The sequence below is a fragment of the Pseudomonas sp. NFACC13-1 genome, assembly GCF_900104425.1.
GTDB classification, from domain to species: domain Bacteria; phylum Pseudomonadota; class Gammaproteobacteria; order Pseudomonadales; family Pseudomonadaceae; genus Aquipseudomonas; species Aquipseudomonas fluorescens_AA.
On the sequence record NZ_FMXV01000013.1, the window covers coordinates 91375 to 116876 of the forward strand.

General features: G+C 59.5%; 30 protein-coding genes and 1 tRNA gene. 21 read left to right on the forward strand and 10 right to left on the reverse strand.

Annotation, left to right across the window (positions count from 1 at the left end; translation table 11 throughout):
* The first annotated feature begins 174 nt into the window (after nt 1-174).
* Nucleotides 175-630: a DUF2214 family protein gene (locus tag BLQ55_RS17190; protein ID WP_092199040.1), complete on the forward strand. Its 456-nt coding sequence runs from the start codon at nt 175-177 to the stop codon at nt 628-630.
* A gap of 193 nt (nt 631-823) precedes the next feature.
* Here the strand turns inward: BLQ55_RS17190 and csrA are convergent, their stop codons facing one another.
* Nucleotides 824-1018: a carbon storage regulator CsrA gene (csrA, locus tag BLQ55_RS17195; RefSeq protein WP_003179932.1), complete on the reverse strand. Its 195-nt coding sequence runs from the start codon at nt 1016-1018 to the stop codon at nt 824-826.
* Between the two features lie 247 nt (nt 1019-1265).
* Between csrA and BLQ55_RS17200 the strand changes: the two genes are divergently transcribed.
* The gene (locus tag BLQ55_RS17200) at nt 1266-1631 is read left to right on the forward strand and encodes a penicillin-binding protein activator LpoB (RefSeq protein ID WP_092199037.1); all 366 of its coding nucleotides are present in this window, start codon (nt 1266-1268) and stop codon (nt 1629-1631) included.
* Between the two features lie 156 nt (nt 1632-1787).
* Here BLQ55_RS17200 and BLQ55_RS17205 read toward each other — a convergent pair whose 3' ends face one another.
* Nucleotides 1788-2477, reverse strand: a complete 690-nt coding sequence (locus BLQ55_RS17205) for an endonuclease (protein WP_092199034.1) — start codon at nt 2475-2477, stop codon at nt 1788-1790.
* Nucleotides 2478-2482: 5 nt separating this feature from the next.
* Nucleotides 2483-2782 (reverse strand): DUF1654 domain-containing protein, encoded by a 300-nt coding sequence (locus BLQ55_RS17210; protein ID WP_053121397.1) that lies wholly within the window; start codon nt 2780-2782, stop codon nt 2483-2485.
* Between the two features lie 205 nt (nt 2783-2987).
* Between BLQ55_RS17210 and BLQ55_RS17215 the strand changes: the two genes are divergently transcribed.
* The 8 genes from BLQ55_RS17215 to BLQ55_RS17250 all read left to right on the forward strand — a co-directional run bounded on the left by BLQ55_RS17215 (nt 2988) and on the right by BLQ55_RS17250 (nt 10550).
* The gene (locus BLQ55_RS17215) at nt 2988-3440 is read left to right on the forward strand and encodes a hypothetical protein (RefSeq protein ID WP_092199028.1); all 453 of its coding nucleotides are present in this window, start codon (nt 2988-2990) and stop codon (nt 3438-3440) included.
* A gap of 146 nt (nt 3441-3586) precedes the next feature.
* A complete protein-coding gene (locus BLQ55_RS17220; RefSeq protein WP_092255369.1) occupies nt 3587-4546 on the forward strand; it encodes a sugar ABC transporter substrate-binding protein in 960 nt (319 codons plus the stop codon).
* 55 nt (nt 4547-4601) lie between these two features.
* Nucleotides 4602-6155 carry a sugar ABC transporter ATP-binding protein gene (locus BLQ55_RS17225; protein WP_092255372.1) on the forward strand — a complete coding sequence of 518 codons (1554 nt, stop codon included), beginning with the start codon at nt 4602-4604 and terminating at the stop codon, nt 6153-6155.
* Entirely contained in the window at nt 6152-7129 is a 978-nt protein-coding gene (locus tag BLQ55_RS17230; RefSeq protein ID WP_060738184.1) for an ABC transporter permease, read from the forward strand. The genes BLQ55_RS17225 and BLQ55_RS17230 overlap by 4 nt, the downstream gene beginning before the upstream one ends.
* Nucleotides 7130-7132: 3 nt before the next feature.
* A complete protein-coding gene (locus BLQ55_RS17235) occupies nt 7133-8152 on the forward strand; it encodes a LacI family DNA-binding transcriptional regulator (RefSeq protein ID WP_092175792.1) in 1020 nt (339 codons plus the stop codon).
* A gap of 23 nt (nt 8153-8175) precedes the next feature.
* A complete protein-coding gene (gene rbsK / locus BLQ55_RS17240) occupies nt 8176-9090 on the forward strand; it encodes a ribokinase (RefSeq protein WP_092255375.1) in 915 nt (304 codons plus the stop codon).
* Nucleotides 9087-9491: a D-ribose pyranase gene (rbsD, locus tag BLQ55_RS17245; protein WP_092199013.1), complete on the forward strand. Its 405-nt coding sequence runs from the start codon at nt 9087-9089 to the stop codon at nt 9489-9491. Before rbsK ends, rbsD begins: the two co-directional genes overlap by 4 nt.
* Before the next feature lie 30 nt (nt 9492-9521).
* On the forward strand, nt 9522-10550 hold the full coding sequence (locus BLQ55_RS17250; protein WP_092199010.1) for a nucleoside hydrolase: 1029 nt from the start codon (nt 9522-9524) through the stop codon (nt 10548-10550).
* 48 nt (nt 10551-10598) lie between these two features.
* Here the strand turns inward: BLQ55_RS17250 and BLQ55_RS17255 are convergent, their stop codons facing one another.
* A complete protein-coding gene (locus tag BLQ55_RS17255; protein ID WP_072405216.1) occupies nt 10599-10796 on the reverse strand; it encodes a hypothetical protein in 198 nt (65 codons plus the stop codon).
* 129 nt (nt 10797-10925) lie between these two features.
* Between BLQ55_RS17255 and BLQ55_RS17260 the strand changes: the two genes are divergently transcribed.
* Nucleotides 10926-11231, forward strand: coding sequence for a hypothetical protein (locus BLQ55_RS17260; RefSeq protein ID WP_060738178.1), 306 nt, complete (start codon nt 10926-10928; stop codon nt 11229-11231).
* 154 nt (nt 11232-11385) lie between these two features.
* A complete protein-coding gene (locus tag BLQ55_RS17265; protein WP_092199007.1) occupies nt 11386-11700 on the forward strand; it encodes an I78 family peptidase inhibitor in 315 nt (104 codons plus the stop codon).
* 67 nt (nt 11701-11767) lie between these two features.
* Here the strand turns inward: BLQ55_RS17265 and BLQ55_RS17270 are convergent, their stop codons facing one another.
* Nucleotides 11768-11980: a cold-shock protein gene (locus tag BLQ55_RS17270; protein WP_003179963.1), complete on the reverse strand. Its 213-nt coding sequence runs from the start codon at nt 11978-11980 to the stop codon at nt 11768-11770.
* Nucleotides 11981-12268: 288 nt separating this feature from the next.
* Complete coding sequence (locus tag BLQ55_RS17275) at nt 12269-12571, reverse strand: hypothetical protein (protein WP_092255378.1); 303 nt, start codon at nt 12569-12571, stop codon at nt 12269-12271.
* 373 nt (nt 12572-12944) lie between these two features.
* On the opposite strand from BLQ55_RS17275, the gene thrS reads away from it, so the two are divergent.
* From thrS to BLQ55_RS17325, 9 genes are all read left to right on the forward strand, one after another.
* Nucleotides 12945-14867: a threonine--tRNA ligase gene (gene thrS / locus BLQ55_RS17285; RefSeq protein WP_092199001.1), complete on the forward strand. Its 1923-nt coding sequence runs from the start codon at nt 12945-12947 to the stop codon at nt 14865-14867.
* Nucleotides 14867-15418, forward strand: coding sequence for a translation initiation factor IF-3 (gene infC, locus BLQ55_RS17290; protein ID WP_169432615.1), 552 nt, complete (start codon nt 14867-14869; stop codon nt 15416-15418). The genes thrS and infC overlap by 1 nt, the downstream gene beginning before the upstream one ends.
* Nucleotides 15419-15478: 60 nt before the next feature.
* Nucleotides 15479-15673, forward strand: coding sequence for a 50S ribosomal protein L35 (gene rpmI, locus BLQ55_RS17295; RefSeq protein WP_002553160.1), 195 nt, complete (start codon nt 15479-15481; stop codon nt 15671-15673).
* A 30-nt stretch (nt 15674-15703) separates the two neighbouring features.
* A complete protein-coding gene (rplT, locus tag BLQ55_RS17300; RefSeq protein WP_002553161.1) occupies nt 15704-16060 on the forward strand; it encodes a 50S ribosomal protein L20 in 357 nt (118 codons plus the stop codon).
* 109 nt (nt 16061-16169) lie between these two features.
* On the forward strand, nt 16170-17186 hold the full coding sequence (gene pheS / locus BLQ55_RS17305) for a phenylalanine--tRNA ligase subunit alpha (protein WP_092255381.1): 1017 nt from the start codon (nt 16170-16172) through the stop codon (nt 17184-17186).
* 31 nt (nt 17187-17217) lie between these two features.
* Nucleotides 17218-19596 (forward strand): phenylalanine--tRNA ligase subunit beta, encoded by a 2379-nt coding sequence (pheT, locus tag BLQ55_RS17310; protein WP_092255384.1) that lies wholly within the window; start codon nt 17218-17220, stop codon nt 19594-19596.
* A gap of 3 nt (nt 19597-19599) precedes the next feature.
* Nucleotides 19600-19902 carry an integration host factor subunit alpha gene (gene ihfA, locus BLQ55_RS17315; RefSeq protein WP_002553164.1) on the forward strand — a complete coding sequence of 101 codons (303 nt, stop codon included), beginning with the start codon at nt 19600-19602 and terminating at the stop codon, nt 19900-19902.
* Nucleotides 19883-20239, forward strand: a complete 357-nt coding sequence (locus BLQ55_RS17320; RefSeq protein ID WP_003179985.1) for a MerR family transcriptional regulator — start codon at nt 19883-19885, stop codon at nt 20237-20239. The genes ihfA and BLQ55_RS17320 overlap by 20 nt, the downstream gene beginning before the upstream one ends.
* Before the next feature lie 90 nt (nt 20240-20329).
* A tRNA-Pro gene (locus tag BLQ55_RS17325) sits at nt 20330-20406 on the forward strand.
* Between the two features lie 79 nt (nt 20407-20485).
* Here the strand turns inward: BLQ55_RS17325 and tcuB are convergent.
* The 4 genes from tcuB to BLQ55_RS17345 all read right to left on the reverse strand — a co-directional run bounded on the left by tcuB (nt 20486) and on the right by BLQ55_RS17345 (nt 25164).
* Nucleotides 20486-21643, reverse strand: coding sequence for a tricarballylate utilization 4Fe-4S protein TcuB (gene tcuB / locus BLQ55_RS17330; RefSeq protein ID WP_092255387.1), 1158 nt, complete (start codon nt 21641-21643; stop codon nt 20486-20488).
* Entirely contained in the window at nt 21630-23084 is a 1455-nt protein-coding gene (gene tcuA, locus BLQ55_RS17335; protein WP_092255390.1) for an FAD-dependent tricarballylate dehydrogenase TcuA, read from the reverse strand. Before tcuA ends, tcuB begins: the two co-directional genes overlap by 14 nt.
* Before the next feature lie 159 nt (nt 23085-23243).
* Nucleotides 23244-24179 (reverse strand): LysR family transcriptional regulator, encoded by a 936-nt coding sequence (locus BLQ55_RS17340; protein WP_092255393.1) that lies wholly within the window; start codon nt 24177-24179, stop codon nt 23244-23246.
* 133 nt (nt 24180-24312) lie between these two features.
* The gene (locus tag BLQ55_RS17345) at nt 24313-25164 is read right to left on the reverse strand and encodes a LysR family transcriptional regulator (protein WP_092198972.1); all 852 of its coding nucleotides are present in this window, start codon (nt 25162-25164) and stop codon (nt 24313-24315) included.
* Nucleotides 25165-25502: the final 338 nt, after the last annotated feature.

The following is a 25502-nucleotide window of genomic DNA, read 5'->3' on the forward strand; positions in this document are numbered from 1 at the left end:
GTTGAATGAAAGATTGCCATCGCGAGCAAGCTCGCTCCCACAGTTTTTTGAGCGGTCCACAGGCATCGCATTCATTGAAGATCCCACAGTTTTTTTGTGCTCAGCCTGGCAATCATTCCTTTATGAGCTAGTACTGTCTGGTCGATTCGACGTTCCCACTGTCAGGAGTCTTCCATGTTGGCTCATTGGTCGCTTGCGGCAATTCATCTGCTGGCGTTCGCCCTCGGATTCTGGGCGGTGCTGACCCGCGGCACGGCGCTACGGCGCCTGGCGGGCGGTGTGGACGCGGTCCGGGGTGTCTTGGTGGCTGACAACCTGTGGGGCCTGTCGGCGCTGGTGCTGTTGGTGACCGGGGGGATGCGCGCTTTCGGCGGGTACGAAAAAGGCACGGACTATTACCTGCATCAACCGCTTTTTCACTTGAAGATGACGTTGTTGCTGCTGATTCTGCTGCTAGAGATCGTACCGATGATCGCCCTGATCAAATGGCGGATGGCTATGCGCAAAGGGGTGGCGATCGATCCTTCGAACGCCGGCCGACTTGCACGGATCAGCCACATCGAAGCCTTGTTGCTGATCCTGATGGTCGTCGCCGCCACAGGCATGGCGCGCGGCGTGGGCTTGGGCTGACCGGCCGCGAACGCCTGCTTCGTCATCATTAAAACGAAACGTCTGACAGCCTTGCCAAGCGCCATGCCATTAGTATCGATTCACGGACGGGGTGAAAGAAGGCGGGGAGAGGCAGGGGACGGCGCAGTCGGCCAGGATCTTTAGCCAGCCACTGCGACGATGCAAACGGGCTGGCTGCGGACTGCTGCAATGTTCAGGGAGTTTGCGGCTTGTCAGGAGCGGTAAGGCCGGCCTGAATACGCTGATAGATCTCTTCACGATGCACCGCAACGTTTTTCGGGGCGTTGATGCCGATCCGTACTTGTTGGCCGCTAACGCCCAGAATGGTGATCGTGATGTCGTCACCAATGTTTATGCTTTCACCGACTTTGCGGGTGAGTATCAGCATGGTGTTCTCCTTGATTGCTTTATAGGGCACCTGATTCAGACAGTGCAGATGTCGGTACTGCTTATAGATTAGTGCTAAGTGTCACAATGTGGGTGCCTCTTTCTGACGTGCAGACGCAGCATTAATTCCCAGGGTGCGACTATACAGAGACGCCGGGCAGGATTCTCGTGTTTTGAGCATTGTTTGCGGCGATCTTGACGGGCACGGGTGCTAAAATCCATGCCTCATGTCTTCCAGGGGAAACGTTGTGCGTAAATTGGCTTGGGTTATCGCGGTATTGGTGCTGGCAGGATGCGGTGAAGGGCGTGACGTCGAAGCACCGAAGCCGAAGCCCGCCGCCACCTCCGCACCGGCCGTCGCTGCCGCGCCGCAGTGGGCCGTCGAGGTTCGTGGCGAGACACCGCAGGCTGTCAGCGACCTGACCGGTTGGCTCATCGAGCACAGCTTCATGTCGAACGTGGTGCGGGAGAACGGCAAGGAGCGCGTCCTGGTCGGCCCTTTCAGCTCCGAGGCCGAAGCTCAAGCCAAGCAGGAACAGGTCACGGCCGCCCTGGTCCGGGCGAAGAAGCGCAACATCGAGACGTTGGTGGTGGATTACCCGACGGCTCAATAATCGGGCAGCCCAAAAAGTCAGCCAAGCCACAAAACCTGTGGGAGCGAGCTTGCTCGCGATAGGGACATGTCAGTCAACATCAACGTTGGCTGATCCACCGCTATCGCGAGCAAGCTCGCTCCCACAGTTGGTTTTGTGCTGTTCACGAGTGCGAGGTCAACCGCAGGCTTTCATGTCCACCGGTCCCACGAACTCGTTCCCACGACCCATGACGCACGCCACGCTCTGGTTGCGCTGGCGTTCCCAGCTTTCGACCGGGTAGGTCTTGTCCCAGGCTTCGTACAGGCGCCGGTCCTGTTTCGACAGGCGCAGGCCATATTGCTTACTCATGTAGAAATAGGTCCGGGCGATCATCCCCCGGATGGAGGGGCGGGGCATGACTTTCTTGGCCTTGAAATCCACCTGGGTCAGGCATGAGCCGTATTGGCCCTTTTGCTCCGGCAGCCAGCCGAAACTGAAATTGCTGCGATCGCCATTCACTTCCCCAATGCTCGGCACCAGGTTGTGCAGGTCGGCCTCGGCCCGTTGATAGACGGGATCATAGCGGGTGCAGTTCTTGCGACCGCCTTGTTGCCAGCATTGACGCTGATGGCCGATCTGCCAGGCCGGGACGATATGCTCCCACTCGATGCGGGCGGCACGGCTGGCATTCTTGCGCGGTACGTAACCGCAGGCGGCCAGGTTCACGCGATTGCCGGTGTATTTGCAGCCGCAGTAGAACTCGGTGGATTGCGGGGCATAGAGTTTCCAGGCGATTTTCTTGGCTTCGTTGAAGGTGCGCGGGGCACCGGCCTGTGCGCCCATGGTGATGAACACAAGCAAAAAAGCTAAACAGCGAACACTCATCAGGCTCAATCTTCCTTCGGCACAACCCAGAAAACCTGCACACCACCGTCGTCGCGATAGGCGAGGGTCACGTTGTCGTTCTCGTCGATTTCTTCCAGGAGACGTTCCCATTCATCCACCGGCTCGTCGGGCAGGCGGAAGATCAGGGCGGCCTTGGCTTTTTGCGCGGTGGGGGCGTTGATGATTTTCGAGACCCGGAGGCCGAGTCGCGTATAGGAATCTAAGGGGGTAGTTGCAGCGGAGGGGGTGGCCACAGGATTATCCTTATTAAGCTGTACGGGCATACAGTATTTAACCGTAGGCATTTACGCAACTACTTAAAATTCAAGAGGATCGTCTGACAGCACTTTTTTCGTTTTGGTGTAGGAGAAAGGAATTTTTTATCTGTTTGCGTAAACAGGTGTCACCTGCTCGATGTAGCGAAGCTATTGATTGATTTCATCGGGCGCTAAAGAAAGTGCTTCGGCGGGCGATGTCCTTCCTAGGAATCCCCCTCTATGGAGTTTTGACATGTCGTTTTCCATCGGCTTTCCCAATGCGGCAGCGGTGACCATCGGCGGAAAATCCGCCGCCACCCTGAAGGCTTTGAGCGAGGCAGAAGACCAGGCCGCCGATGAGGCGCTGGGTACAACGCAAGACTCGGGCAAGGTCCGTACGGGCATGGGCGCTGGCGCTGAAGCAACCGACCAGGCGCAGGAGGGCGGTAGCACCCAGAGCGTAGCGGTCCAGGTGCTGCTCAAGCGGATGCAAGAGCTTCAGCAGCAGCTCAGGGAGCAGCAACAACAACTGGCCGCCGCCCAGGCGCGCGACTATGCCTCGGAGGAAGCCAAGACTTCGGCGGTCATGGCAATCCAAGGGCAGATCGCCGATACCAGTGGCGCTTTGCTGGAAGTCACTGGCCACCTGGTCACGGAGTTGTCCAAGGGCAGCGGTTCGGGTTCGGTGGTCAATACGACGGCCTGAGCTTCTACGTTGAGCTGCGACGTTGCGGATCAAACCGCAACGTTGACAAATCTGCGAAGCCTTACCATAGTTCACTTCACGCAAACGTTTGCGCGGCGTTCCGTGCATTGATTTGCTCACAATAATCATAAGATCGGAGTGAACCCATGAAGTTGCCATTCGCTGGACGCCTTCTCGCTGTTGCCATGCTCGCGGCCGCATCCGCTGCGCTGCCTCTCTCCTCGGCATTCGCCCAGACCGCAGAAAAACCCAAGGTTGCCCTGGTCATGAAATCCCTGGCCAACGAATTCTTCCTGACCATGGAAGACGGCGCCAAGGCCTATCAGAAGGAACACTCCGCCGATTTCGACCTGATTTCCAACGGGATCAAGGATGAAACCGACACTGCCAACCAGATCCGCATCGTCGAGCAGATGATTGTGTCCAAGGTCGATGCCCTGATCATCGCGCCAGCGGATTCCAAGGCCATGGTGCCAGTGATCAAGAAAGCCGTGGATGCCGGCATCACGGTCATCAACATCGATAACCAGCTCGATCCGGCCGTGGTCAAGAGCAAGAACATCAACGTGCCGTTCGTAGGTCCCGACAACCGCAAGGGCGCGCGGCTGGTGGGCGAGTACCTGGCTAAGCAACTCAAGGCCGGTGACGAAGTCGGCATCATCGAAGGTGTCTCCACCACCACCAACGCCCAGGCACGTACCGCGGGCTTCAAGGATGCGATGGACGCGGCGCAGATCAAGGTCGTGTCCCTGCAATCCGGCGACTGGGAAATCAACAAGGGCAACCAGGTCGCCGCGTCGATGCTCAGCGAATACCCGAACATCAAGGCACTGCTGGCCGGTAACGACAGCATGGCGGTCGGTGCCGTATCGGCCGTGCGCGCGGCGGGCAAGGCGGGCAAAGTGCAGGTGGTGGGCTACGACAATATCAACGCCATCAAGCCGATGCTCAAGGACGGTCGTGTCCTGGCGACTGCCGACCAGTTCGCTGCCAAGCAGGCCGTGTTCGGCATCGAAACAGCGCTGAAGATGCTCAAGGGCGAAAAAGTCGACAGCGGTACCAACGGCGTTATCGAAACTCCTGTCGAGCTGGTGACCAAGCCGTAATCCTGGCGACACAACGGTGCTCGCCCATCCGGGCGAGCGCATTGGAGAGTTTGATATGTCCGTTCGCGACCCGAACGCTGTCCTGTGCGTCAGCGGTATCGGCAAGACCTATGCCCAGCCGGTACTGAGCGATATCAACCTGACGTTGATGCGCGGTGAAGTGCTGGCGCTGACCGGTGAAAATGGCGCCGGCAAAAGCACCCTGTCCAAGATCATCGGCGGGCTGGTGACGCCGACGACCGGGCAGATGCAATTTCAGGGGCAGGATTATCGTCCTGGCAGCCGGACCCAGGCTGAAGAGCTGGGCGTACGCATGGTGATGCAGGAGCTCAACCTGCTGCCGACCCTGTCCGTGGCTGAAAACCTGTTCCTCGACAACCTGCCCAGCCACGGCGGCTGGATCAGTCGCAAGCAATTGCGCAAGGCGGCCATGGAGGCCATGGCCCAGGTGGGGCTCGATGCGATCGATCCCGACACGCTGGTCGGCGAGCTGGGGATCGGTCACCAGCAGATGGTCGAGATCGCCCGCAACCTGATTGGCGATTGCCATGTGCTGATTCTCGATGAGCCGACCGCCATGCTGACGGCCCGCGAAGTCGAAATGCTCTTTGAGCAGATCACCCGCTTGCAGGCACGTGGCGTGGCGATCATCTACATTTCCCATCGCCTCGAAGAACTGGCGCGGGTCGCCCAGCGCATTGCGGTACTGCGCGATGGCAACCTGGTCTGCGTCGAGCCGATGGCCAACTACGACAGCGAGCAACTGGTGACCCTGATGGTCGGCCGGGAGCTGGGCGAGCATATCGACCTTGGCCCTCGCCAGATCGGCGCGCCGGCGTTGACCGTTAAGGGCCTGACCCGTTCCGACAAGGTCCGCGACGTGTCCTTCGAAGTCCGCAGTGGCGAGATCTTCGGCATCTCCGGCCTGATCGGGGCAGGGCGTACCGAACTGTTGCGGTTGATCTTCGGTGCCGATCCGGCCGACAGCGGCACGGTGGCGCTGGGTTCGCCGGCCCGGGTGGTGAGCATTCGCTCGCCGTCCGATGCCGTGGCCCATGGCATCGCGTTGATCACCGAAGACCGCAAGGGCGAAGGCTTGCTGCTGACACAGTCCATCGCCGCCAACATTGCCCTGGGTAACATGCCGGAGATTTCCAGTGCCGGCCTGGTCAATGGCAGCGCCGAACTGGCCCTGGCGCAGCGCCAGGTCGATGCCATGCGCATCCGCAGTTCCAGCCCGACCCAGTTGGTGTCCGAGCTGTCGGGCGGCAACCAGCAGAAGGTCGTGATCGGTCGTTGGCTCGAACGCGATTGCGCCGTCATGCTGTTCGACGAGCCGACCCGTGGCATCGACGTCGGCGCCAAATTCGACATTTATGCGCTGCTCGGCGAGTTGACTCGCCAGGGCAAGGCGCTGGTCGTGGTGTCCAGTGACCTGCGGGAACTGATGTTGATCTGCGACCGGATCGGCGTGCTGTCCGCCGGGCGCCTGATCGACACCTTCGAGCGCGACAGCTGGACCCAGGATGACTTGCTTGCCGCGGCATTCGCCGGCTACCAGAAACGTGATGCGTTGCTCAACGAAGCAGCGCCTAGGGATTTTTCATGAAAACCGCATCTGCCGTTGGCAAATCAAGTGGCAACTTCTATGGCCTCGGGACCTACCTGGGCCTGGCTGGCGCACTGCTGGCCATGGTCGCGCTGTTCTCAACCCTGAGCAGCCACTTCCTGTCCTATGACACGTTCAGCACCTTGGCCAACCAGATTCCCGACTTGATGGTGCTGGCGGTCGGCATGACCTTCATCCTGATCATCGGCGGCATCGACCTGTCGGTGGGTTCGGTGCTGGCACTGGCGGCCTCGACGGTCAGCGTGGCCGTGCTCGGCTGGGGCTGGAGCGTCTGGCCATCGGCCTTGCTCGGCATGGCCGTGGCGGCGCTGGCGGGTACGGTCACCGGTTCGATCACCGTTGCGTGGCGGATTCCATCGTTCATCGTCTCCCTCGGTGTGCTGGAAATGGCCCGGGGCCTGGCGTACCAGATGACCGGGTCCCGGACCGCCTACATCGGCGACTCGTTCGCCTGGCTGTCCAACCCCATCGCCTTTGGCATCTCGCCTTCGTTCATCATCGCCTTGCTGGTGATCTTCATTGCCCAGGCGGTGCTGACCCGCACGGTGTTCGGTCGCTACCTGATCGGCATCGGCACCAATGAAGAAGCCGTGCGCCTGGCCGGCATCAATCCAAAACCCTACAAGATCCTGGTGTTCAGCCTGATGGGCTTGCTGGCCGGCGTGGCGGCGTTGTTCCAGATTTCCCGCCTGGAGGCCGCGGACCCGAACGCCGGCTCGGGGCTGGAACTGCAGGTGATCGCGGCGGTGGTCATCGGCGGTACCAGCCTGATGGGGGGGCGTGGCTCGGTCATCAGTACCTTCTTTGGCGTGTTGATCATCTCCGTGCTGGCGGCGGGCCTGGCGCAGATCGGCGCTACCGAGCCGACCAAGCGCATCATCACCGGCGCGGTGATCGTGGTGGCGGTCGTGCTCGATACCTATCGCAGTCAGCGCGCCAGTCGGCGGGGCTGAACCATGGCGACGATCAAGGATGTAGCAGCGCTCGCGGGGATCTCCTACACCACCGTGTCCCACGTGGTGAACAAGACGCGGCCGGTCAGCGAGGAAGTGCGGCTCAAGGTCGAGGCGGCCATCGAGCGCCTGGACTATGTGCCCAGCGCCGTGGCCCGGTCGCTCAAGGCCAAGACCACGGCGACCATCGGCCTGTTGGTGCCCAACAGCCTCAACCCTTACTTTGCCGAGTTGGCCCGGGGCATCGAGGATTACTGTGAGCGCAACGGCTATTGCGTGATCCTGTGCAACTCCGACGACAACCCGGACAAGCAACGCAGCTACCTGCGGGTACTGCTGGAAAAACGCATCGATGGCCTGATCTTCGCGTCCGCCGGAGGCGATGTCGGCCTGGCCGAGGGCCTGGCCAGCGTGCGCACGCCCATGGTCATCGTCGACCGTGGGCTCGATGGCGTCGACGCGGACCTGGTGCGCATCGATCATGAATACGGCGCCTACCTGGCGACCCGGCACCTGCTGGAGTTGGGTCACCACGACATCGCCTTCATCGGCGGTCCGGCCGATACCAGCGTGGCGCAGATGCGCCTGGCCGGTTACTGCCGGGCGCTGAAAGAGGCCGGGATCGAGCTGCCCGTCGAGCGCATGCTCGAAAGCGATTTCACCAGTACCGGCGGTTACCGCGCCGCTGCGCAACTGCTTGAACAGCTGCCGCCCAGCGCGATCTTCGCGGCCAACGACATGATCGGCATCGGTGTGCTGCGCGCCGCGGCTGAACGCAATGTGCGTGTGCCCAGCGAACTGTCGGTCATCGGTTTCGATGACATCCAGATGAGCCGCTATGTCTACCCGGCGTTGACCACGGTGGGGCAGTCGATCCTGCAGCTCGGGGAAATGGCGGCCGAAGTGCTGCTGCGGCGTATCGCTACGCCGGGCCTTGCCACCGACCAGCGGATCGTGACGCCGAGTATTGTCTTGCGAGAGTCGACTGCACCGCTGTCCGGTACATTCGCCCAATACCGCTGAACCGAATTGACGAGTAGTGATGTATGCCAGCAAAAGTAGTGGTAATAGGCAGTCTGAACATGGACCTGGTGACCCGGGCGCCGCGCTTGCCCCGTGGCGGTGAAACCCTGATCGGCGAGTCGTTCGCCACCATCCCGGGCGGCAAGGGCGCCAACCAGGCGGTAGCCGTCGCGCGCCTGGGCGCGCAGGTGTCGATGGTCGGCTGCGTGGGCGACGATGCCTATGGCGAACAATTGCGCGGCGCGTTGCTGGCCGAGGGCATCGACTGCCAGGCGGTCCGCGTGGAGAAGGGGTCCAGCGGCGTGGCGCTGATTGTCGTCGACGATAACAGCCAGAATGCGATCGTTATCGTCGCCGGTGCCAACGGTGCGCTCACCGCCGAGGTCCTGGACGATGTCGATGAGGTGCTGCAAAGCGCCGATGTCATCATCTGCCAGCTCGAGGTGCCGGATGCCACCGTCGGCCATGCCCTCAAGCGCGGGCGTGAGTTGGGCAAAATCGTCATCCTCAATCCCGCGCCGGCTTCCCATGCGTTGCCCGCCGACTGGTACGCCTGCATCGACTATCTGATTCCCAATGAAAGCGAAGCCGCGGTGCTCAGCGGGCTGGCGGTGGATTCCCTGGAAACCGCAGAGGCCGCCGCGGCGCATTTGATCGCCGCCGGTGCCGGCAAGGTGATCGTCACCCTGGGGGCCCAGGGGCTGATGTTTGCCAACGGCGCCAGCTTCGAGCATTTCCCGGCCCCGCGGGTCAAGGCAGTGGATACCACTGCCGCCGGGGATACCTTTGTCGGCGGCTTCGCGGCAGCCTTGGCCAGCGGCAAAAGCGAGGTCGATGCGATTCGTTTCGGCCAGGTCGCCGCTGCGCTGTCGGTCACCCGCGCCGGCGCGCAACCTTCAATCCCCACGTTGCTGGAAGTACAGGCTTTCAAATCATGAAAAAGACGCCGTTGTTGAATGTGGCACTGTCCCGACTGATCGCTTCCCTCGGCCATGGCGACAAGGTGGTCATCGGTGATGCCGGCCTGCCCGTGCCGCCCCAGGTCGAATTGATCGACCTGGCCTTGACCCATGGCATTCCTGACTTCGTCAGTACCTTGAAGGTGGTGCTCAGCGAAATGCAGGTGGAAAGCCATGTCCTGGCCGAGGAAATCCTCGACAAACAGCCGTTGGCCCTGGCAACCCTGGAGTCACTGAATGCCGAGGGGGCTTTGGGTGAGCGGGCGTTGGTCAGCCATGAGCAATTCAAGGTCATCAGCCGACAGGCGCGGGCGATCATTCGCACAGGCGAATGCTCGCCGTACTGCAATATCGTGCTGGTCGCTGGAGTGACGTTCTAACCCTGTTCAACCCTGCACAAGGAGTGCGCCATGCACCGCTATGCTGAGAAAATGCATCAACTGATCCGGAGTCTGCTGCTTTTGTCATTGATCACTGCAACGAGCGCCCAGGCGGCGGAAAAGATCGACCTGATCATCGACACCGACCCAGGCGCCGACGACGTGGTGGCGCTGCTGTTCGCCCTGGCGTCGCCCGAGGAGCTGCATATCCGTGCGCTGACCACCGTCGCCGGCAATGTGCGCCTGGACAAGACCTCGCGCAACGCTCGCCTGGCCCGTGAATGGGCGGGGCGCGAAGACGTGCCGGTCTACGCCGGCGCGCCGAAACCCTTGATGCGCACACCCATCTACGCAGAGAACATCCATGGCAAGGAAGGCCTGTCGGGTGTCACGGTGCATGAGCCGAAGAAGGGGCTCGCCGAAGGCAATGCCGTCAACTACCTGATCGACACGCTGAAGGCGGCCAAGCCCCACAGCATCACCATTGCCATGCTGGGGCCGCAGACCAACCTGGCGCTGGCGTTGATCCAGGAGCCGGACATTGTCCAGGGCATCAAGGAAGTGGTGATCATGGGCGGTGCGCACTTCAACGGCGGCAATATCACCCCGGTGGCCGAGTTCAATCTGTTCGCCGATCCGCAGGCGGCCGAGGTGGTGGCCAAGAGCGGCGTGAAGCTGACCTACCTGCCGTTGGATGTGACCCACAAGATTCTCACCAGCGAGGCGCGCCTGAAGCAGATCGCGGCGCTGAACAACAATGCCAGCAAGCTGGTGGGCGATATCCTCAACGAATACGTCAAGGGCGACATGGAACACTACGGCATGACGGGCGGGCCGGTGCATGACGCGACCGTGATTGCCTACCTGCTCAAGCCGCAATTGTTCACTGGCCGTTCAGTCAATGTCGTCGTGGACAGTCGCGAGGGGCCGACGTTCGGGCAGACCATCGTCGACTGGTACGACGGCCTGAAGGCGCCGAAGAACGCGTTCTGGGTGGAAAACGGTGATGCCCAAGGGTTCTTTGACCTGCTGACCGAGCGCCTGGCGCGCCTGAAATAACCTGCCTGGCTATCGCGCGCCCCCAGGCTGGACCTGCGGGCGCGTGCCTCAATCCACGGCGTCGACGATGCTCGGGTAGCGCTCGAATGTCTGCTGGATGAAGTTGCGGGCGACTTCTATCCCCAACTCTTTTACCAACAATTCTATGCAGATGATTGCCAGCTCCTCCGGGCTGCCCGGGCTATAGGAGCTGTGGCCCTCCGACCATTTGGCATTGATGGTGGCTTCGATACTGACGGTACTCATGGTCGGGCTCGCGAGTTGAAGGTCTGTAGGCTGAGTTAAACATTTTTGCCCGGGATTTGGCACTGCGACTTAGGCATTGGGGGAGGGCTGTGCGACACTTGTTCTTTTATTTTTCAAAGGGGCTTCGCCGTGCAGATAGATTTGAACGCTCCTGATGGCCTGACCGTCGAGGCGGTTCGTCAATTGCTGGCCTCGGCCAGTGACGACGAGCATACCCAGCTGCGCGTGACCAAGGACGGCATCGCCTATCTGTCCTCGGGTGTGGTCGGTGGCGTTGACATCGAGGGTTTGCGGTTTCGGCTCGAAACGTGGGCGAAGGGCTCGGGGTACGTCGGCCGGGTCGCTGCCAGCGACGAGGTCTGGGTCATGCAGATCTACAACGCGCTGAAGGACAACTGGCCCAATCCGCCCTTCGATTACATTGACGTTTATTGAGCCGCGTTCATATCCAGTCACGATTCAGGCCTGAACAGGGCCGTGGGCTCAGGCAAACTGCCAGCTTTCCCGGCCTGATGGTTGCGGCGTTGAAACCAAGCGCCGTTTAGGCTGTCGCACGCTCTCTGTTTATTCATCGAAAAAAGGAGGCTTCATGCCTTGGAAGCTCGCGTCATTGAGTACTTTGCTGGCCGCCATGCTCTTGAGCGGTTGCAGCAGCACCTCTGAATCGACCCCCGAACCTGTGGCGGCCGAGACCGGTCACAGCCGCTGCGAAGCAAAGGCCGCCGAGTTCGCCATTGGCCAGAAGGCCTCGCCCCAGTTGCTGGAGCAGGCCCGTACCCGTGCCGGCGCGCAGAATGCCCGGATCCTCAAGCCCAACGACATGGTCACGCTCGAGTACCGCTCTGATCGCCTGAACCTCAATACCGATGCCAACCTGGTGATCAATCGGGTGAACTGTGGCTGATTGAGGGTTTTCAATCGCCCATAAAAAACCCCGTCACATGGACGGGGTTTTTTTGTGCGCCGAGAAATTACTCTGGGCGAACCTGTGCAGCTTGCATACCCTTTTGGCCTTTCTCAGCCACGAAGGAAACGGTCTGGCCTTCTTTCAGGCTTTTGAAACCGTCGCTTTCGATAGCTTTGAAGTGTACGAACAGGTCGTCACCGCCACCTTGAGGAGTGATGAAGCCGAAGCCTTTTTCATCGTTGAACCATTTAACGGTGCCGGTTTGGCGATTAGACATGGTGTATCTCCAAGAAACATATATTTTCAGTGTACTGTGCTGCTCAGGCCAACTGGGCACACCCGGGTATCATAGTCGAAATGTTCGATTTGGGAGCCCCCCGCAGGCGCTGTTTGCCAATCAGTCGTGTTTACTTTATCGCCTTTACCCGCTGAAAGGCCCGGTTTTAAAGGCTTTGAGCCGAAAGTAAAGACGATAAAAAAAGCTGTAAAACCTGCATAAATAGTACGAAAAAGCGCTTTTTTTGGCCTTTTATCAGCCCGGGGCGGCCTTAAAGACTCCAGTTATTCACTTTTTCGCAGGCACATTGGCCTTGCATTTGGCGATCTCGCCGAGGGCTTTCTGCTGCAGTTCGGGGGTGGCCTTGTTGTCCATCAGCGCCTGGATATCACTCGCCGGGTAGGACTTGATGGCGTCGGCGCCACAGGCACAATGGGATTTGGCCGCCGCCGCGCCAATCTGCGGGGTAGCCGCCTGCGTGCACTGGGCCATGTATTTATCCCGCTCGCCCTTCGGCCATTCGGCGTGGGCACTCAAGGGCAGCAGCAGAACAATGGGGGCGACTACGGCGAACAGGGTATTGAGACGCATGCGGGGATGCTCCTTGTGGGTCGATGTTCTGTGATTCGAGGGCGCTAGGGCCGATCAAGTTCAGCACTCTGGCATAAAAGCGGACGATTTGCCTTCCTGTGACAGCCTTGTGCATCGATGACCGTTCATCTGTGCTAGCATGCCGGGCTCGGCTATTTCCAGGCTGCGGATGATCGTTCGTCCCGGTGGCAAAGAGTCCGAATAACCCTGATTTGAATCCCAGTCACTCTGGTTCGGTTTTCCCGGTTGGCCGCAAGGCTCCTGCCGCTGTAAGGCAGGCGTTCGTCATTGAATGGCCTGGACTGGATCTTGTACTGGCTCATCCCAACCCACGTGACCTTTGGTAGGGGTCACCACTAGGAGAGGAGGCGCCATGCCAACTATTACTCTTCCCGACGGCAGTCAACGTTCGTTCGATCACCCGGTTTCCGTAGCCGAGGTCGCCGCATCCATCGGCGCGGGCCTGGCCAAGGCCACCCTGGCCGGCAAGGTCAACGGCAAACTGGTCGACGCCAGTGACGTCATCGACAGCGACGCCACGCTGCAAATCATCACGCCCAAGGATGAAGAGGGGCTGGAGATCATTCGCCACTCCTGCGCGCACTTGGTTGGCCACGCGGTCAAGCAACTGTACCCGAGCGCGAAGATGGTCATCGGGCCGGTCATCGACGAAGGCTTCTATTACGACATCGCCTTCGAGCGTCCTTTCACGCCGGACGACCTGGCCGCCATCGAACAGCGCATGCAGCAGCTGATCGAGAAAGATTACGACGTCATCAAGAAAGTCACCCCGCGCGCCGAAGTCATCGAAGTCTTCAAGGCCCGTGGTGAGGACTACAAGCTGCGTCTGGTGGAAGACATGCCGGACGAGCAGGCCATGGGCCTGTACTACCACGAAGAATACGTCGACATGTGCCGCGGCCCGCACGTGCCGAACACGCGTTTCCTCAAATCCTTCAAGCTGACCAAGCTGTCCGGCGCCTACTGGCGCGGCGATGCGAAGAACGAGCAGTTGCAGCGCGTCTACGGCACTGCCTGGGCGGACAAGAAGCAACTGGCGGCCTACATCCAGCGCATCGAAGAAGCCGAAAAGCGCGATCACCGCAAGATCGGCAAGCGCCTGGGCCTGTTCCATACCCAGGAAGAGTCCCCGGGCATGGTGTTCTGGCACCCGAATGGCTGGACCCTGTACCAGGTGCTCGAGCAGTACATGCGTCAGGTCCAGCGTGAAAACGGCTACCTGGAGATCAAGACGCCGCAAGTGGTCGACCGCAGCCTGTGGGAGAAATCCGGGCACTGGGCCAACTACGCCGACAACATGTTCACCACCCAGTCGGAAAACCGCGACTACGCCATCAAGCCGATGAACTGCCCGTGCCATGTGCAGGTGTTCAACCAGGGCCTGAAAAGCTACCGCGAGCTGCCGATGCGCCTGGCCGAGTTCGGTGCCTGCCACCGCAACGAGCCGTCGGGTGCGCTGCACGGTATCATGCGTGTGCGTGCGTTTACCCAGGACGATGCCCACATCTTCTGCACCGAAGAGCAGATGCAGGCCGAATCCGCCGCCTTCATCAAGCTGACCATGGACGTCTACCGGGACTTCGGTTTCACCGAAGTCGAGATGAAGCTGTCCACTCGTCCGGAAAAACGCGTCGGTTCCGACGAGCTGTGGGATCGCGCCGAAGCGGCCCTGGCCGCCGCCCTCGATAGCGCGGGCCTTGCGTATGACCTGCAGCCGGGCGAGGGGGCTTTCTACGGTCCGAAGATCGAGTTCTCGCTGAAAGATTGCCTCGGTCGCGTCTGGCAGTGTGGTACCCTGCAGCTCGATTTTAACCTGCCGATCCGTCTGGGCGCCGAATACGTGTCCGAAGACAACAGCCGCAAGCACCCGGTCATGCTTCACCGCGCGATCCTCGGTTCGTTCGAGCGTTTCGTCGGGATTCTGATCGAACACTACGAGGGTGCGTTCCCTGCGTGGCTGGCACCGACCCAGGCAGTGATCATGAATATCACTGATAAACAGGCAGATTTTGCCGCCGAAGTCGAAAAAACTCTCAACCAAAGCGGATTTCGTGCCAAGTCCGACTTGAGAAATGAAAAGATCGGCTTTAAAATCCGCGAGCATACTTTGCTCAAGGTTCCCTTTCTCTTGGTTATTGGAGATCGGGAGGTCGAGATGCAGACTGTCGCTGTGCGTACTCGTGAAGGTGCTGACCTGGGCTCGATGCCCGTCGCCGAATTCGCTGAGTTCCTCGCGCAAGCGGTTTCCCGGCGTGGTCGCCCAGATTTGGAGTAATTATTATTAAGCGTGAAATGAGACAAGATAAACGAGCTGCACCGAAAGCCCCGATCAACGAGAATATCTCGGCACGCGAGGTTCGGTTAATTGGCGCTGACGGCGAGCAGATTGGCATCGTCTCGATTGATGAAGCGCTTCGTATTGCTGAAGAAGCAAAGCTTGATCTGGTAGAAATTTCCGCGGACGCAGTCCCACCGGTTTGCCGGGTGATGGACTACGGCAAGTCGATCTTCGAGAAGAAGAAGCAGATTGCCGCGGCGAAGAAAAACCAGAAGCAGATTCAGGTAAAAGAAATCAAGTTTCGTCCAGGGACGGAGGAAGGGGATTACCAGGTAAAACTGCGCAACCTGGTACGTTTCCTGAGTGACGGGGACAGGGCCAAGGTATCCTTGCGATTCCGCGGCCGTGAGATGGCCCACCAGGAGCTGGGGATGGAACTCCTCAAGCGGGTTGAACAAGACCTGCTCGAGTACGGTTCGGTCGAACAGCATCCTAAGATGGAAGGACGCCAGCTGATCATGGTCATCGCCCCGAAAAAGAAGAAGTAATCAACAGGGCACGGCAGGCCTTGCGATTATGTTTATCAACTGAATGCGGAGTATCCGAACATGCCAAAGATGAAAACCAAAAGTGGTGCTGCTAAGCGGTTTCTGAAAACTGCTAACGGTATCAAGCACAAGCACGCTTTCAAGAGCCACATCCTGACCAAAATGTCGACCAAGCGTAAGCGTCAACTGCGCGGTAGCAGCTTGCTGCATCCGTCTGACGTGGCAAAAGTCGAGCGCATGCTGCGCCTTCGTTAATTTTTGGATCAAGAATAGAGGAAGTAACTCATGGCTCGTGTAAAGCGTGGCGTCATTGCCCGTAAGCGTCACAAAAAAATTCTGAAACTTGCTAAAGGCTACTACGGCGCGCGCTCCCGCGTATTCCGTGTTGCCAAGCAAGCGGTAATCAAGGCAGGCCAATACGCCTACCGTGACCGTCGTCAGAAAAAACGTCAGTTCCGCGCTCTGTGGATCGCTCGTATCAACGCTGGTGCTCGTGTTAACGGTCTGTCCTACAGCCGTTTCATCGCTGGCCTGAAAAAAGCGTCCATCGAGATCGACCGTAAGGTTCTGGCTGATCTGGCAGTGAACGAAAAAGCGGCGTTTGCTGCGATTGTCGAGAAAGCTAAAGCCACCTTGGCTTAAGTACCCCCGGCAGTCACCCGGGCTCACCTCTGTGGGCCCAGGTGTCAAACGTCATAAATAGGGGAAGAGCCTTAAAGCTCTTCCCCTATTTTGTATCTGGAGTCTGTACATGGAAAACCTGGACGCGCTGGTCGCTCAAGCACTAGAGGCTGTGCAAAGCGCTGAAGATATCAATGCCCTGGAGCAAATCCGGGTTCACTACCTTGGCAAGAAGGGCGAGTTGACCCAGGTGATGAAGACCCTGGGGAACCTGCCAGCCGAAGAGCGTCCGCAGGTCGGTGCGCTGATCAACGTTGCCAAAGAGCGTGTCACAGAAGTCCTCAATGCGCGCAAGGCATTGCTCGAGGAGGCGGACCTGGCTGCCAAGCTCGCCGCCGAGTCCATCGACGTGACCCTGCCTGGCCGTGGCCAGACTTCCGGTGGCTTGCATCCGGTGACCCGGACCCTGGAACGCATCGAGCAGTTCTTCACCCACATCGGCTACGGCATTGCCGAAGGCCCTGAGGTCGAAGACGACTACCACAACTTCGAGGCACTCAACATCCCAGGCCATCACCCGGCCCGGTCGATGCATGACACCTTCTATTTCAATGCGAGCATGCTGTTGCGCACCCATACCTCCCCGGTACAGGTCCGCACCATGGAATCGCAGCAGCCGCCGATCCGCATCGTCTGCCCAGGCCGTGTGTACCGCAGCGACTCCGATATCACCCACTCGCCGATGTTCCACCAGGTCGAAGGCCTGCTGGTTGATCGCGACATCAATTTCGCCGACCTTAAAGGCACGATCGAAGAGTTCCTGCGGGTGTTCTTCGAAAAAGAACTGGCGGTGCGTTTCCGCCCTTCGTACTTCCCGTTCACCGAGCCCTCCGCTGAAGTCGACATGGAATGCGTGATGTGCAGCGGTAAAGGCTGCCGTGTCTGCAAGCAGACTGGCTGGCTGGAAGTGATGGGCTGCGGGATGGTTCACCCGAACGTGCTGCGTATGTCCGGTATCGATCCGGAAGAATTCTCGGGTTTTGCTTTCGGCATGGGCGCCGAGCGCCTGGCCATGCTGCGTTACGGTGTGAATGACTTGCGCCTGTTCTTCGACAACGACTTGCGGTTCCTTGCGCAATTTCGCTAGGTCGTGGTAACGAATTTATTAGGAGAACAGGATGAAATTCAGTGAACAATGGCTGCGCGGCTGGGTAAGCCCGCAGGTAAGTCGGGACGAGCTGGTCGCTCGCCTGTCGATGGCCGGTCTTGAGGTCGATAGCGTCACGCCGGCCGCCGGAGAATTCAGCGGCGTGGTGGTGGGTGAGGTGTTGAGCACCGAGCAACACCCGGACGCTGACAAATTGCGGGTTTGCCAGGTCAGCAATGGCGCGGAAACCTTCCAGGTGGTCTGTGGCGCACCCAACGTGCGTCCGGGCCTGAAGATCCCGTTCGCCATGATCGGTGCCGAGCTGCCAGGCGACTTCAAGATCAAGAAGGCCAAGCTGCGTGGCGTCGAGTCCAACGGCATGCTGTGCTCCCAGGCCGAACTGCAAGTCGGCGAAGGCAACGATGGTCTGATGGAGCTTCCGGCCGATGCGCCGGTGGGCCAGGACATTCGTGAATACCTGAACCTGGACGATGCGAGCATCGAGGTCGACCTGACGCCGAACCGTGGCGACTGCCTGTCCCTGGCCGGCCTGGCTCGTGAAGTCGGCGCGCTGTATGCCGCCCCTGTGACGCGTCCGGTGGTCGCGGCCGTGCCGGCGGTGCATGATGAAGTGCGTTCGATTGACGTCCTGGCGCCGGCGGCGTGCCCGCGTTACCTGGGTCGCGTGATCCGTAACGTCGATCTGTCCAAGCCAACCCCGCTGTGGATGGTCGAACGCTTGCGTCGCGCCGACGTGCGCAGCATCGACGCCGCCGTCGACATCACTAACTATGTGATGCTGGAGTTGGGTCAACCGCTGCATGCGTTCGATCTCGCCGAAATCAAGGGTGGCATCCGCGTGCGCATGGCCGAAGAGGGTGAAAAACTGGTGCTGCTCGACGGCCAGGAAGTGACCCTGCGCAGTGACACCCTGGTGATTGCCGACCACGCCCGCGCCTTGGCGATTGCTGGCGTCATGGGCGGCGAGCACAGTGGCGTATCCGCCACGACCCGCGATGTATTCCTGGAAAGCGCGTTCTTCGACCAGATCGCCGTCGCTGGCAAGGCGCGTTCCTATGGCTTGCACACCGATGCCTCGCACCGCTACGAGCGTGGTGTGGACTGGCAGCTGGCCCGTGAAGCCATGGAGCGCGCCACCGGCCTGCTGCTGGAGATCACCGGTGGCGAAGCCGGCCCGATCATCGAGACCGTCAGCGAAGAGCATCTGCCGAAGATTGCACCGGTCACTCTGCGTGCCCAGCGCATCACCCAGATGCTGGGCATGGAAATGGCGCCGGCCGAAGTCGAACGCCTGCTCAGCGCCCTCGGCCTGAACATCAGCGCCGATGGGGCAGGGCAGTGGCGCGTCGAAGTGCCAAGCCATCGCTTCGATATCAGCCTGGAAGTCGACCTGATCGAAGAACTGGCCCGCCTGTACGGCTACAACCGTCTGCCGGTCCGCTACCCGCAAGCGCGCCTGGCCCCGCAAGCCAAGGCCGAAGCCCGCAGCGACCTGCCGGAACTGCGCCGCCTGCTGGTGGCCCGTGGGTATCAGGAAGCGATCACCTACAGCTTCATCGATCCACGCCAGTTCGAGTTGTTCAATCCGGGTGTCGAGCCGCTGTTGCTGGCCAACCCGATTTCCAACGACATGGCGGCCATGCGCTCGTCCCTGTGGCCTGGTTTGGTCAAATCGTTGCAGCACAACCTCAACCGCCAGCAGGATCGTGTGCGTCTGTTCGAAAGCGGCCTGCGCTTCGTCGGTCAACTGGACGGCTTGAAGCAGGAGTCGATGCTGGCCGGTGTCGTCTGCGGCAGCCGTCTGCCGGAAGGTTGGGCGCAAGGTCGCGATGTCGTCGACTTCTTCGACGTCAAGGCTGACGTGGAAGCGGTGCTGGGCTTCGCCGGCGCGCTCGACGCATTCACTTTCGTACCAGGCAAGCATCCGGCGCTGCACCCAGGGCAGACCGCCCGCATCGAGCGAGACGGGCGTGAAGTCGGCTATGTCGGTGCCATCCACCCGGAACTGTCGAAAACCCTGGGCCTTGATCGTCCAGTCTTCGTTTTCGAGCTGGTGCTGGCCGAAGTGGCCCAAGGGAAAATGCCGAAATTCCAGGAGTTATCGCGCTTTCCTGAAGTGCGTCGTGACCTTGCGTTGCTGGCCGATCGCGACGTTGCATCCAGCGCCGTGCTGGAGGTAATCCGTGAAAATGCAGGCGAATGGCTGACGGACCTCAGGCTATTTGACGTGTATCAGGGTAAAGGCATTGATCCGCATAGAAAAAGCCTTGCAGTTGGCTTGACCTGGCAGCATCCATCGCGCACTCTTAATGACGATGAGGTGAATACCGCAACGCAGAATATCCTCACCTCGCTCGAAAACAGGTTGAACGCCACGTTAAGGAAGTGACGTATGGGGGCTCTGACGAAAGCTGAGATGGCGGAACGTCTGTATGAGGAGCTGGGCCTGAATAAACGGGAGGCCAAAGAATTGGTCGAACTGTTTTTCGAAGAAATCAGGCACGCTCTGGAAGACAACGAACAGGTCAAATTGTCCGGTTTCGGCAATTTCGACCTTCGGGACAAACGCCAGCGGCCTGGCCGCAATCCGAAAACGGGAGAAGAAATCCCGATCACGGCTCGCCGTGTGGTCACCTTTCGTCCAGGGCAGAAGTTGAAGGCCCGAGTTGAGGCTTATGCTGGAACCAAGTCATAACGACGAACTACCCGTCATCCCGGGCAAACGCTACTTCACCATTGGTGAAGTCAGCGAGCTGTGTGCGGTAAAACCGCACGTGCTGCGCTATTGGGAGCAGGAGTTTCCTCAACTCAACCCGGTCAAGCGCCGCGGAAACCGCCGGTATTATCAGCGACAAGACGTGCTGATGATCCGGCAGATCCGCGCACTGCTGTACGATCAGGGGTTCACCATCGGCGGCGCACGCCTGCGCCTCTCCGGTGATGAGGCCAAGGACGATACAACCCAGTACAAACAAATGATCCGCCAGATGATCGCCGAGCTTGAAGATGTGCTGGTGGTGCTCAAGAAATAAAATTTCTGCTTTAAATACTTCCAGTTTTCAAAAGCTTGCGATATATTCCTGAGCGTTCCGTTGAGAAGCGGAACAAGATTCACGCCTAGTCGGGGCGTAGCGCAGTCCGGTAGCGCACTAGCATGGGGTGCTAGGGGTCGAGTGTTCGAATCACTCCGTCCCGACCATATAATTCAAAGGGTTGCGAGATTTTATCTCGCGACCCTTTTTTATTTATAGACCCCTTGGCTCGGGTTGTTGCCGTTGTCAGTCGCTGCCAGCATTGATCGGGTTGGGTTGACGCTTCTCTATGGCGTGTTTGAGCAGCGCTGCGCTGCGGAATATGCCATGGGCGAATTTGCTGTAGGGCATGGTCAAGAAAAACGCCATGACCAGGCCGAGATGAATCGCCAGCATGAAGCCCAAGGCACTGGTTTCACGAAAAGCCAGCAGCGCCAGGCCGCTTGCGCTGACCAGAAACAGCAGCGCGATGAAACCGCGATCCATGGGTTTTTGGTTCTCATCGCCGTGCGCAGGGTTGCGACGCAGGTTCAGCCAAAGAAGACCCGCCGGGCCGATCAGCAGGCCGATACCACCGGCAATACCCAACATCACCGGCAAGCTGAAGATCGGATAAGGCGCCGACCACTTCAGCAGATAGTGAAAGAGCGTGGCGACACCGGTGGCGGCGAAGCACAGCATGAAGCCGTAGAAGGTGAGGTGGTGGAATCGGCGGCGCCACAAGGTGAATTGATCGTCGGCGTTATTGCAGCCTTCGCCATGCCCGCCGTCCAGGTATTTGAGCTTCGCGATGTTGGCCGTAGCCTCCAATGCAGCGGACGTTTTCAACGGCAGTGGCGCTGCGACCGGTGAAACGTTGCGCCAGAAGCGCCGTACACCCATGGTCAGGGCGAGTACCGCAAAGCCGAACACTGAGCCAAACATCAGCGCCAGGGTGTTATGCGGGAAAATCTTGTAGAAGTCACCCCCGGGAATGGCCGTGAACAGGTTGCCCATGAGCATCAGGGTCAGGCATAAAAACAACGCCAGTCCCCCACCGGAAGCCAGCGCCAGGGTCAGGCCGTTGCGCTGATACAACTTGCCCAGCGCTTGCGGCCAGGCGTATTCGGCGTAAGTATCCAGGCGCACTTTGGCCATGGCTTTGGGTATGTTGACGTCGAATTCGTGTGGGGCGGCGTACTGACAGGCGTGCAGGCACGCGCCGCAGTTATGGCACAAGTTCGCCAGGTAATGGATGTCGGCCTGAGTGAATTCCAAGCGCCGGGTCATCGCCGGAAATACCGCGCAAAAGCCTTCGCAATAACGACAGGCATTGCAGATGGTCATCTGCCGCTGGACTTCACTTTCGTCAAGATTCAACACCGGGATCAGCTCGTCCGACGCTTGGGGATCAAACAGTTGCATGTCGAGGCTCCGTGTTTGCAGATGAAATGCCAAAGCCCACCGAAGCGGCCGCCTGCGCACCGGCGATGCGGCCAAACGCGGTACCGATGGCCATGCCGATGCCGGCGGTGTAGCCCTTACCCAGAACATTGCCGGCCATCATTTCCCCCGCGACGAACAGGTTGGGGCTCGCTTTGCCGTTGAAATGCACGGCAGCGGTTTCGTCGGTAGCGAGTCCGAGATAGGTGAATGTGACACCCGGTTTAAGCGGGTACGCGTAGAAAGGTGGTTTCACCAATGGCCGCGCCCAATGGGTTTTGGCGGGCGTCAGTCCTTGGGTGTGGCAGTCGTCCAACGCCGTGTGATCGAACGTGCCAACGCTGCAGGCGCTGTTGTAGTCCTCGACAGTCTTGACGAATTTTTCTTGAGGCAGCTTCAACAGACGGGCAAGGTCTTGCAGGGTATTGGCGGTGGTTCCGGGAAAAACCGGCGGCATGAAGCGGCCAATGGCTTGTTGATCGATGATCGAATACGCCTGCTGACCGGGTTGCCCGGCCACCAGACGCCCCCAGATCGCATAACGTTTTGGCCAGAAATCCTCACCTTCGTCGTAGAAGCGTTCGCCATCACGATTGACCACCACACCCAGCGATACGCAGTCGATTCGGGTGCAGATGCCGCCGTCGTAGAATGGCGCGCGGGCATCAATCGCGACCATGTGTGCTTGCGTCGGATCGCCGATCACATCTGCGCCCAGATCGAGCATGCGCCGTAGCAAAATGCCGGTGTTGAATCGGGTACCCCGGATCAGGAAATTATCCGATGGCCATTCACCGCGTTCGTTCTGACCCCAGGCCTCGCGGAGCCATTCACGGTTGGATTCGAAGCCGCCGGCCGCCAACACGCAGGCCCGGGCTTCAATGCGTTCTGCGGCGAAACGCTGACCATCGACCTCATGTTCGCCCACATGGGCGGCGACGAATTTCCCCTCATCCAACTCGATGTCGGTCACTTGCGTGTTGTATCGAACTTTTACACCCAGGCGCTCGGCGCTGCGGAAATACGCATTGACCAGCGCTTTGCCGCCGCCCATGAAAAATGCATTGGTCCGCGCCACGTGCAGCGCGCCGGACAGCGATGGCTGAAAATGCACGCCGTGTGAACGCATCCAATCGCGGCAAGAAGACGATGCCCGAATTACAATGCGTGCAAGCTTTTCATCCGTGAGGCCACCGGTAACCTTCAACAGGTCTTGCCAGTATTCTTCTTCCGGATAGGTATCGATCAGCACGTCCTGCGGTTCGTCGTGCATGCACCGCAGGTTACGGGTGTGTTGGGAGTTGCCCCCGCGCCAGATTTTCGGAGAGGCTTCCAGTAGCATCACGCTGGCGCCCGCTTCTCGCGCCATCAGAGCGGCGCACAAGGCAGCGTTGCCACCCCCTATGATTAAGACATCGATCATTATCGCTCCTCGATTTGCAAGGAAGCGGGAACGAAGTGCTCCTTGCGAGTGGGGAGAACGATAGGGTGGGGAGGGAGGGGCCGAAAGGCTGCTTTTGATGCGGGGTGTTTAGTTTTTCTAAAGGCCGTGTCGTCAGGAGATGTTTGGGTTGAAGGAGGGTTACGCGTCTGCCCCTTCTATCCACGTAGCTCCAGGCCACTGTTTATCGACGACCAACTGTCGCGCAACATCGACGATGACCAACCGCGTTGCCAGCGCCGCCGGAGAGAGTTCGTCGTCAGCCAGCGTCGCCAGAAGATTACGCCGGCCCACATGGGGATCGGCAATCCTGACCAGTGAAAGTCCGGACCCGTCTTTCAATGCAGCGGCCGCCCCCGGTTGTATCGTTGCCGCATGACCGGCCCGAACGGCGTTCATCAAAACAGCGAGACCGTCGACTTCCATAATGACATTGGGTGTTAGCCCGACCCGCTCGAACGCGCTCATCAATGCCGAGCGCAATCCATGTTGCGCACTGGGCATGACCAGCGGCAGGCCGCCGAGGTCGGCTAACTGCACGCTGTCACCAGAAGGCGCTTGAGGGAGGCTGGGCGAGGCAATGACAAACAGCTTTTCATCCAGCAGCGGCGTCACGCTCCAACGTTTACCCCCTTCGAGCTGGAAGAGGATGGCCAAGTCAATTTGCCGTGCGTTGAGTTGCGACGCCAAGTGACCGGAAAGCATTTCCACCAAATGCAGTTGTATGTCCGGATAACGCGCACGCATTGCGTTGATCAATGGCAACGCGAGCACCGTTGCAGTAGTCGGCGGTAAGCCGACGCTGACATAACCGCTCATTCGCCCGCGATGGGCGGCCATGATGGCGTTTTCCGCCTGGCGTAGCGTCAATTGGGCATGGTGTAAAAACGCTGATCCGGCGCTAGTGGGCGTCACGCCGGTGGAGGTTCGATTCAGGAGGCGGGTGCACAGTTCGCTTTCCAGCTTGGAGATCTGCTGACTGAGGGCTGACACGCCTACGTCCAGTTCAAGTGCCGCACGCCCCAGGCTGCCAAGCTCGATGATTTTTACGAAATAGCGCAGCTGTCTCAATTCCAATGTGGTTGCTCCCCACGGATGTGTGAAAACCTGCCTCGGTGATACCTATCAACGCACGCAACCAATACAGACCAGCCGCGTCATATCCAGATATCTACTTACTTATCGGGACTGACCCTCGCAAAGCGAGGCCCTACGTACCAATCATTTCACCCGCGAGATCCGCCAGGGCGCGGAGCCTGTCCATCTGCTTCATGTCGTGGTGATAACCCATCCAGATATCACGTCCTGGTGGTTCACTGCCGACGTCTACCCATCTCAGGGCGGTCAACTGATCGCCAAGCACCCGTGGCAAGACCGCCACACCCAATCCTCGGGCGCACATTTGCGCCTGAACGGTACGGCTGCTGCTGGTGAACACGGTTCTGGCGCGGGGAAACATCTGCTGTAGCCAAAGCACGTCGGGGTAGTGAGCTTGCGCTGTGTTCATGAGGATCAACCCCAGGCCTTCTCCCTCTTCAGAGGGGGAGAAGGGCGAGTGCGCGGCGACGTACAGTCCGTAGCTGAGTGTCGTCAGTCGACGTTGAACGATGTCCGGTTCGGTGAACGGCACGATGCGAAAGGCGATATCCGCATCGCGGCGAGTCAGATCGAACAGGCGATGTCCGGGGATCACCTCCGGAACGATCAACGGGTACCGTCGTGACATTTCGTCGAGTACAGGGGCGAGCACATAGCAGGCGAACCAGTCTGCCGATGAAATTCGCAACAGTCCTTCAGGTTGATCGCTGTCGCCCGCCAGGTGCCGCTCAATGGAAAGAGCGCTTCGCTCCATTTCCTCGGCCAGCCCCAGAATTTTCTCACCGCTGTCCGTCAACACCAGACCTTGCCCGGTGCGGCGGAAAAAAACCTGCCCGCTGTGCTGCTCAAGGACGTGAAGCCGCCGTCCTACGGTGGGATGGCTAACGCCCAGTTGCTTCGCGGCAGCGCCCAGCGAGCCGGTGCGGACAATCGCCAGAAAGACGCGCAAGTCGTTCCAGTCCATGGGCTCACCCCCAACAAAAATGAACGGCGAAGATGCAGCAATGGCCGTCCCGTTGCAACCCCATGGCGGAACAGCGCGGACGGAAGATGCCGCATATGCCCATTGCTGGGAGCGAACACTTCTAGTCGGCTTTTGCCCCTGACTGAAGGCGCTGCATAACGGGTGGCAGCCTTACAAAAATGTACGAGGAATGTGCATCCCTGGCAGTGCCGCCGTCGCTCGTTGACTTCGACAATAGACCTCAACGACGGCAACAAACCCTGAGGCTTGCCGTTTGATCTGTCAGGCAGCGCACCTGAGTGAATATGAAGCCAGCCTGCGCTAGTCGTATCTTTCTG

Coding starts and splice junctions, on each gene's coding strand:
- BLQ55_RS17210 (WP_053121397.1), bottom strand. CDS start 2,782: ATGCCTACGGTTAAATACTGTATGCCCGTACAGCTTAATAAGGATAAT.
- BLQ55_RS17345 (WP_092198972.1), bottom strand. CDS start 25,164: ATGGACTGGAACGACTTGCGCGTCTTTCTGGCGATTGTCCGCACCGGC.
- csrA (WP_003179932.1), bottom strand. CDS start 1,018: ATGCTGATACTCACCCGCAAAGTCGGTGAAAGCATAAACATTGGTGAC.
- tcuA (WP_092255390.1), bottom strand. CDS start 23,084: ATGATCGATGTCTTAATCATAGGGGGTGGCAACGCTGCCTTGTGCGCC.
- ihfA (WP_002553164.1), top strand. CDS start 19,600: ATGGGGGCTCTGACGAAAGCTGAGATGGCGGAACGTCTGTATGAGGAG.
- BLQ55_RS17215 (WP_092199028.1), top strand. CDS start 2,988: ATGTCGTTTTCCATCGGCTTTCCCAATGCGGCAGCGGTGACCATCGGC.
- BLQ55_RS17255 (WP_072405216.1), bottom strand. CDS start 10,796: ATGAGTACCGTCAGTATCGAAGCCACCATCAATGCCAAATGGTCGGAG.
- BLQ55_RS17230 (WP_060738184.1), top strand. CDS start 6,152: ATGAAAACCGCATCTGCCGTTGGCAAATCAAGTGGCAACTTCTATGGC.
- BLQ55_RS17265 (WP_092199007.1), top strand. CDS start 11,386: ATGCCTTGGAAGCTCGCGTCATTGAGTACTTTGCTGGCCGCCATGCTC.
- BLQ55_RS17220 (WP_092255369.1), top strand. CDS start 3,587: ATGAAGTTGCCATTCGCTGGACGCCTTCTCGCTGTTGCCATGCTCGCG.
- BLQ55_RS17320 (WP_003179985.1), top strand. CDS start 19,883: ATGCTGGAACCAAGTCATAACGACGAACTACCCGTCATCCCGGGCAAA.
- pheS (WP_092255381.1), top strand. CDS start 16,170: ATGGAAAACCTGGACGCGCTGGTCGCTCAAGCACTAGAGGCTGTGCAA.
- rbsD (WP_092199013.1), top strand. CDS start 9,087: ATGAAAAAGACGCCGTTGTTGAATGTGGCACTGTCCCGACTGATCGCT.
- rpmI (WP_002553160.1), top strand. CDS start 15,479: ATGCCAAAGATGAAAACCAAAAGTGGTGCTGCTAAGCGGTTTCTGAAA.
- BLQ55_RS17270 (WP_003179963.1), bottom strand. CDS start 11,980: ATGTCTAATCGCCAAACCGGCACCGTTAAATGGTTCAACGATGAAAAA.
- pheT (WP_092255384.1), top strand. CDS start 17,218: ATGAAATTCAGTGAACAATGGCTGCGCGGCTGGGTAAGCCCGCAGGTA.
- BLQ55_RS17275 (WP_092255378.1), bottom strand. CDS start 12,571: ATGCGTCTCAATACCCTGTTCGCCGTAGTCGCCCCCATTGTTCTGCTG.
- BLQ55_RS17250 (WP_092199010.1), top strand. CDS start 9,522: ATGCACCGCTATGCTGAGAAAATGCATCAACTGATCCGGAGTCTGCTG.
- tcuB (WP_092255387.1), bottom strand. CDS start 21,643: ATGCAACTGTTTGATCCCCAAGCGTCGGACGAGCTGATCCCGGTGTTG.
- BLQ55_RS17190 (WP_092199040.1), top strand. CDS start 175: ATGTTGGCTCATTGGTCGCTTGCGGCAATTCATCTGCTGGCGTTCGCC.
- thrS (WP_092199001.1), top strand. CDS start 12,945: ATGCCAACTATTACTCTTCCCGACGGCAGTCAACGTTCGTTCGATCAC.
- BLQ55_RS17225 (WP_092255372.1), top strand. CDS start 4,602: ATGTCCGTTCGCGACCCGAACGCTGTCCTGTGCGTCAGCGGTATCGGC.
- rplT (WP_002553161.1), top strand. CDS start 15,704: ATGGCTCGTGTAAAGCGTGGCGTCATTGCCCGTAAGCGTCACAAAAAA.
- BLQ55_RS17205 (WP_092199034.1), bottom strand. CDS start 2,477: ATGAGTGTTCGCTGTTTAGCTTTTTTGCTTGTGTTCATCACCATGGGC.
- BLQ55_RS17235 (WP_092175792.1), top strand. CDS start 7,133: ATGGCGACGATCAAGGATGTAGCAGCGCTCGCGGGGATCTCCTACACC.
- rbsK (WP_092255375.1), top strand. CDS start 8,176: ATGCCAGCAAAAGTAGTGGTAATAGGCAGTCTGAACATGGACCTGGTG.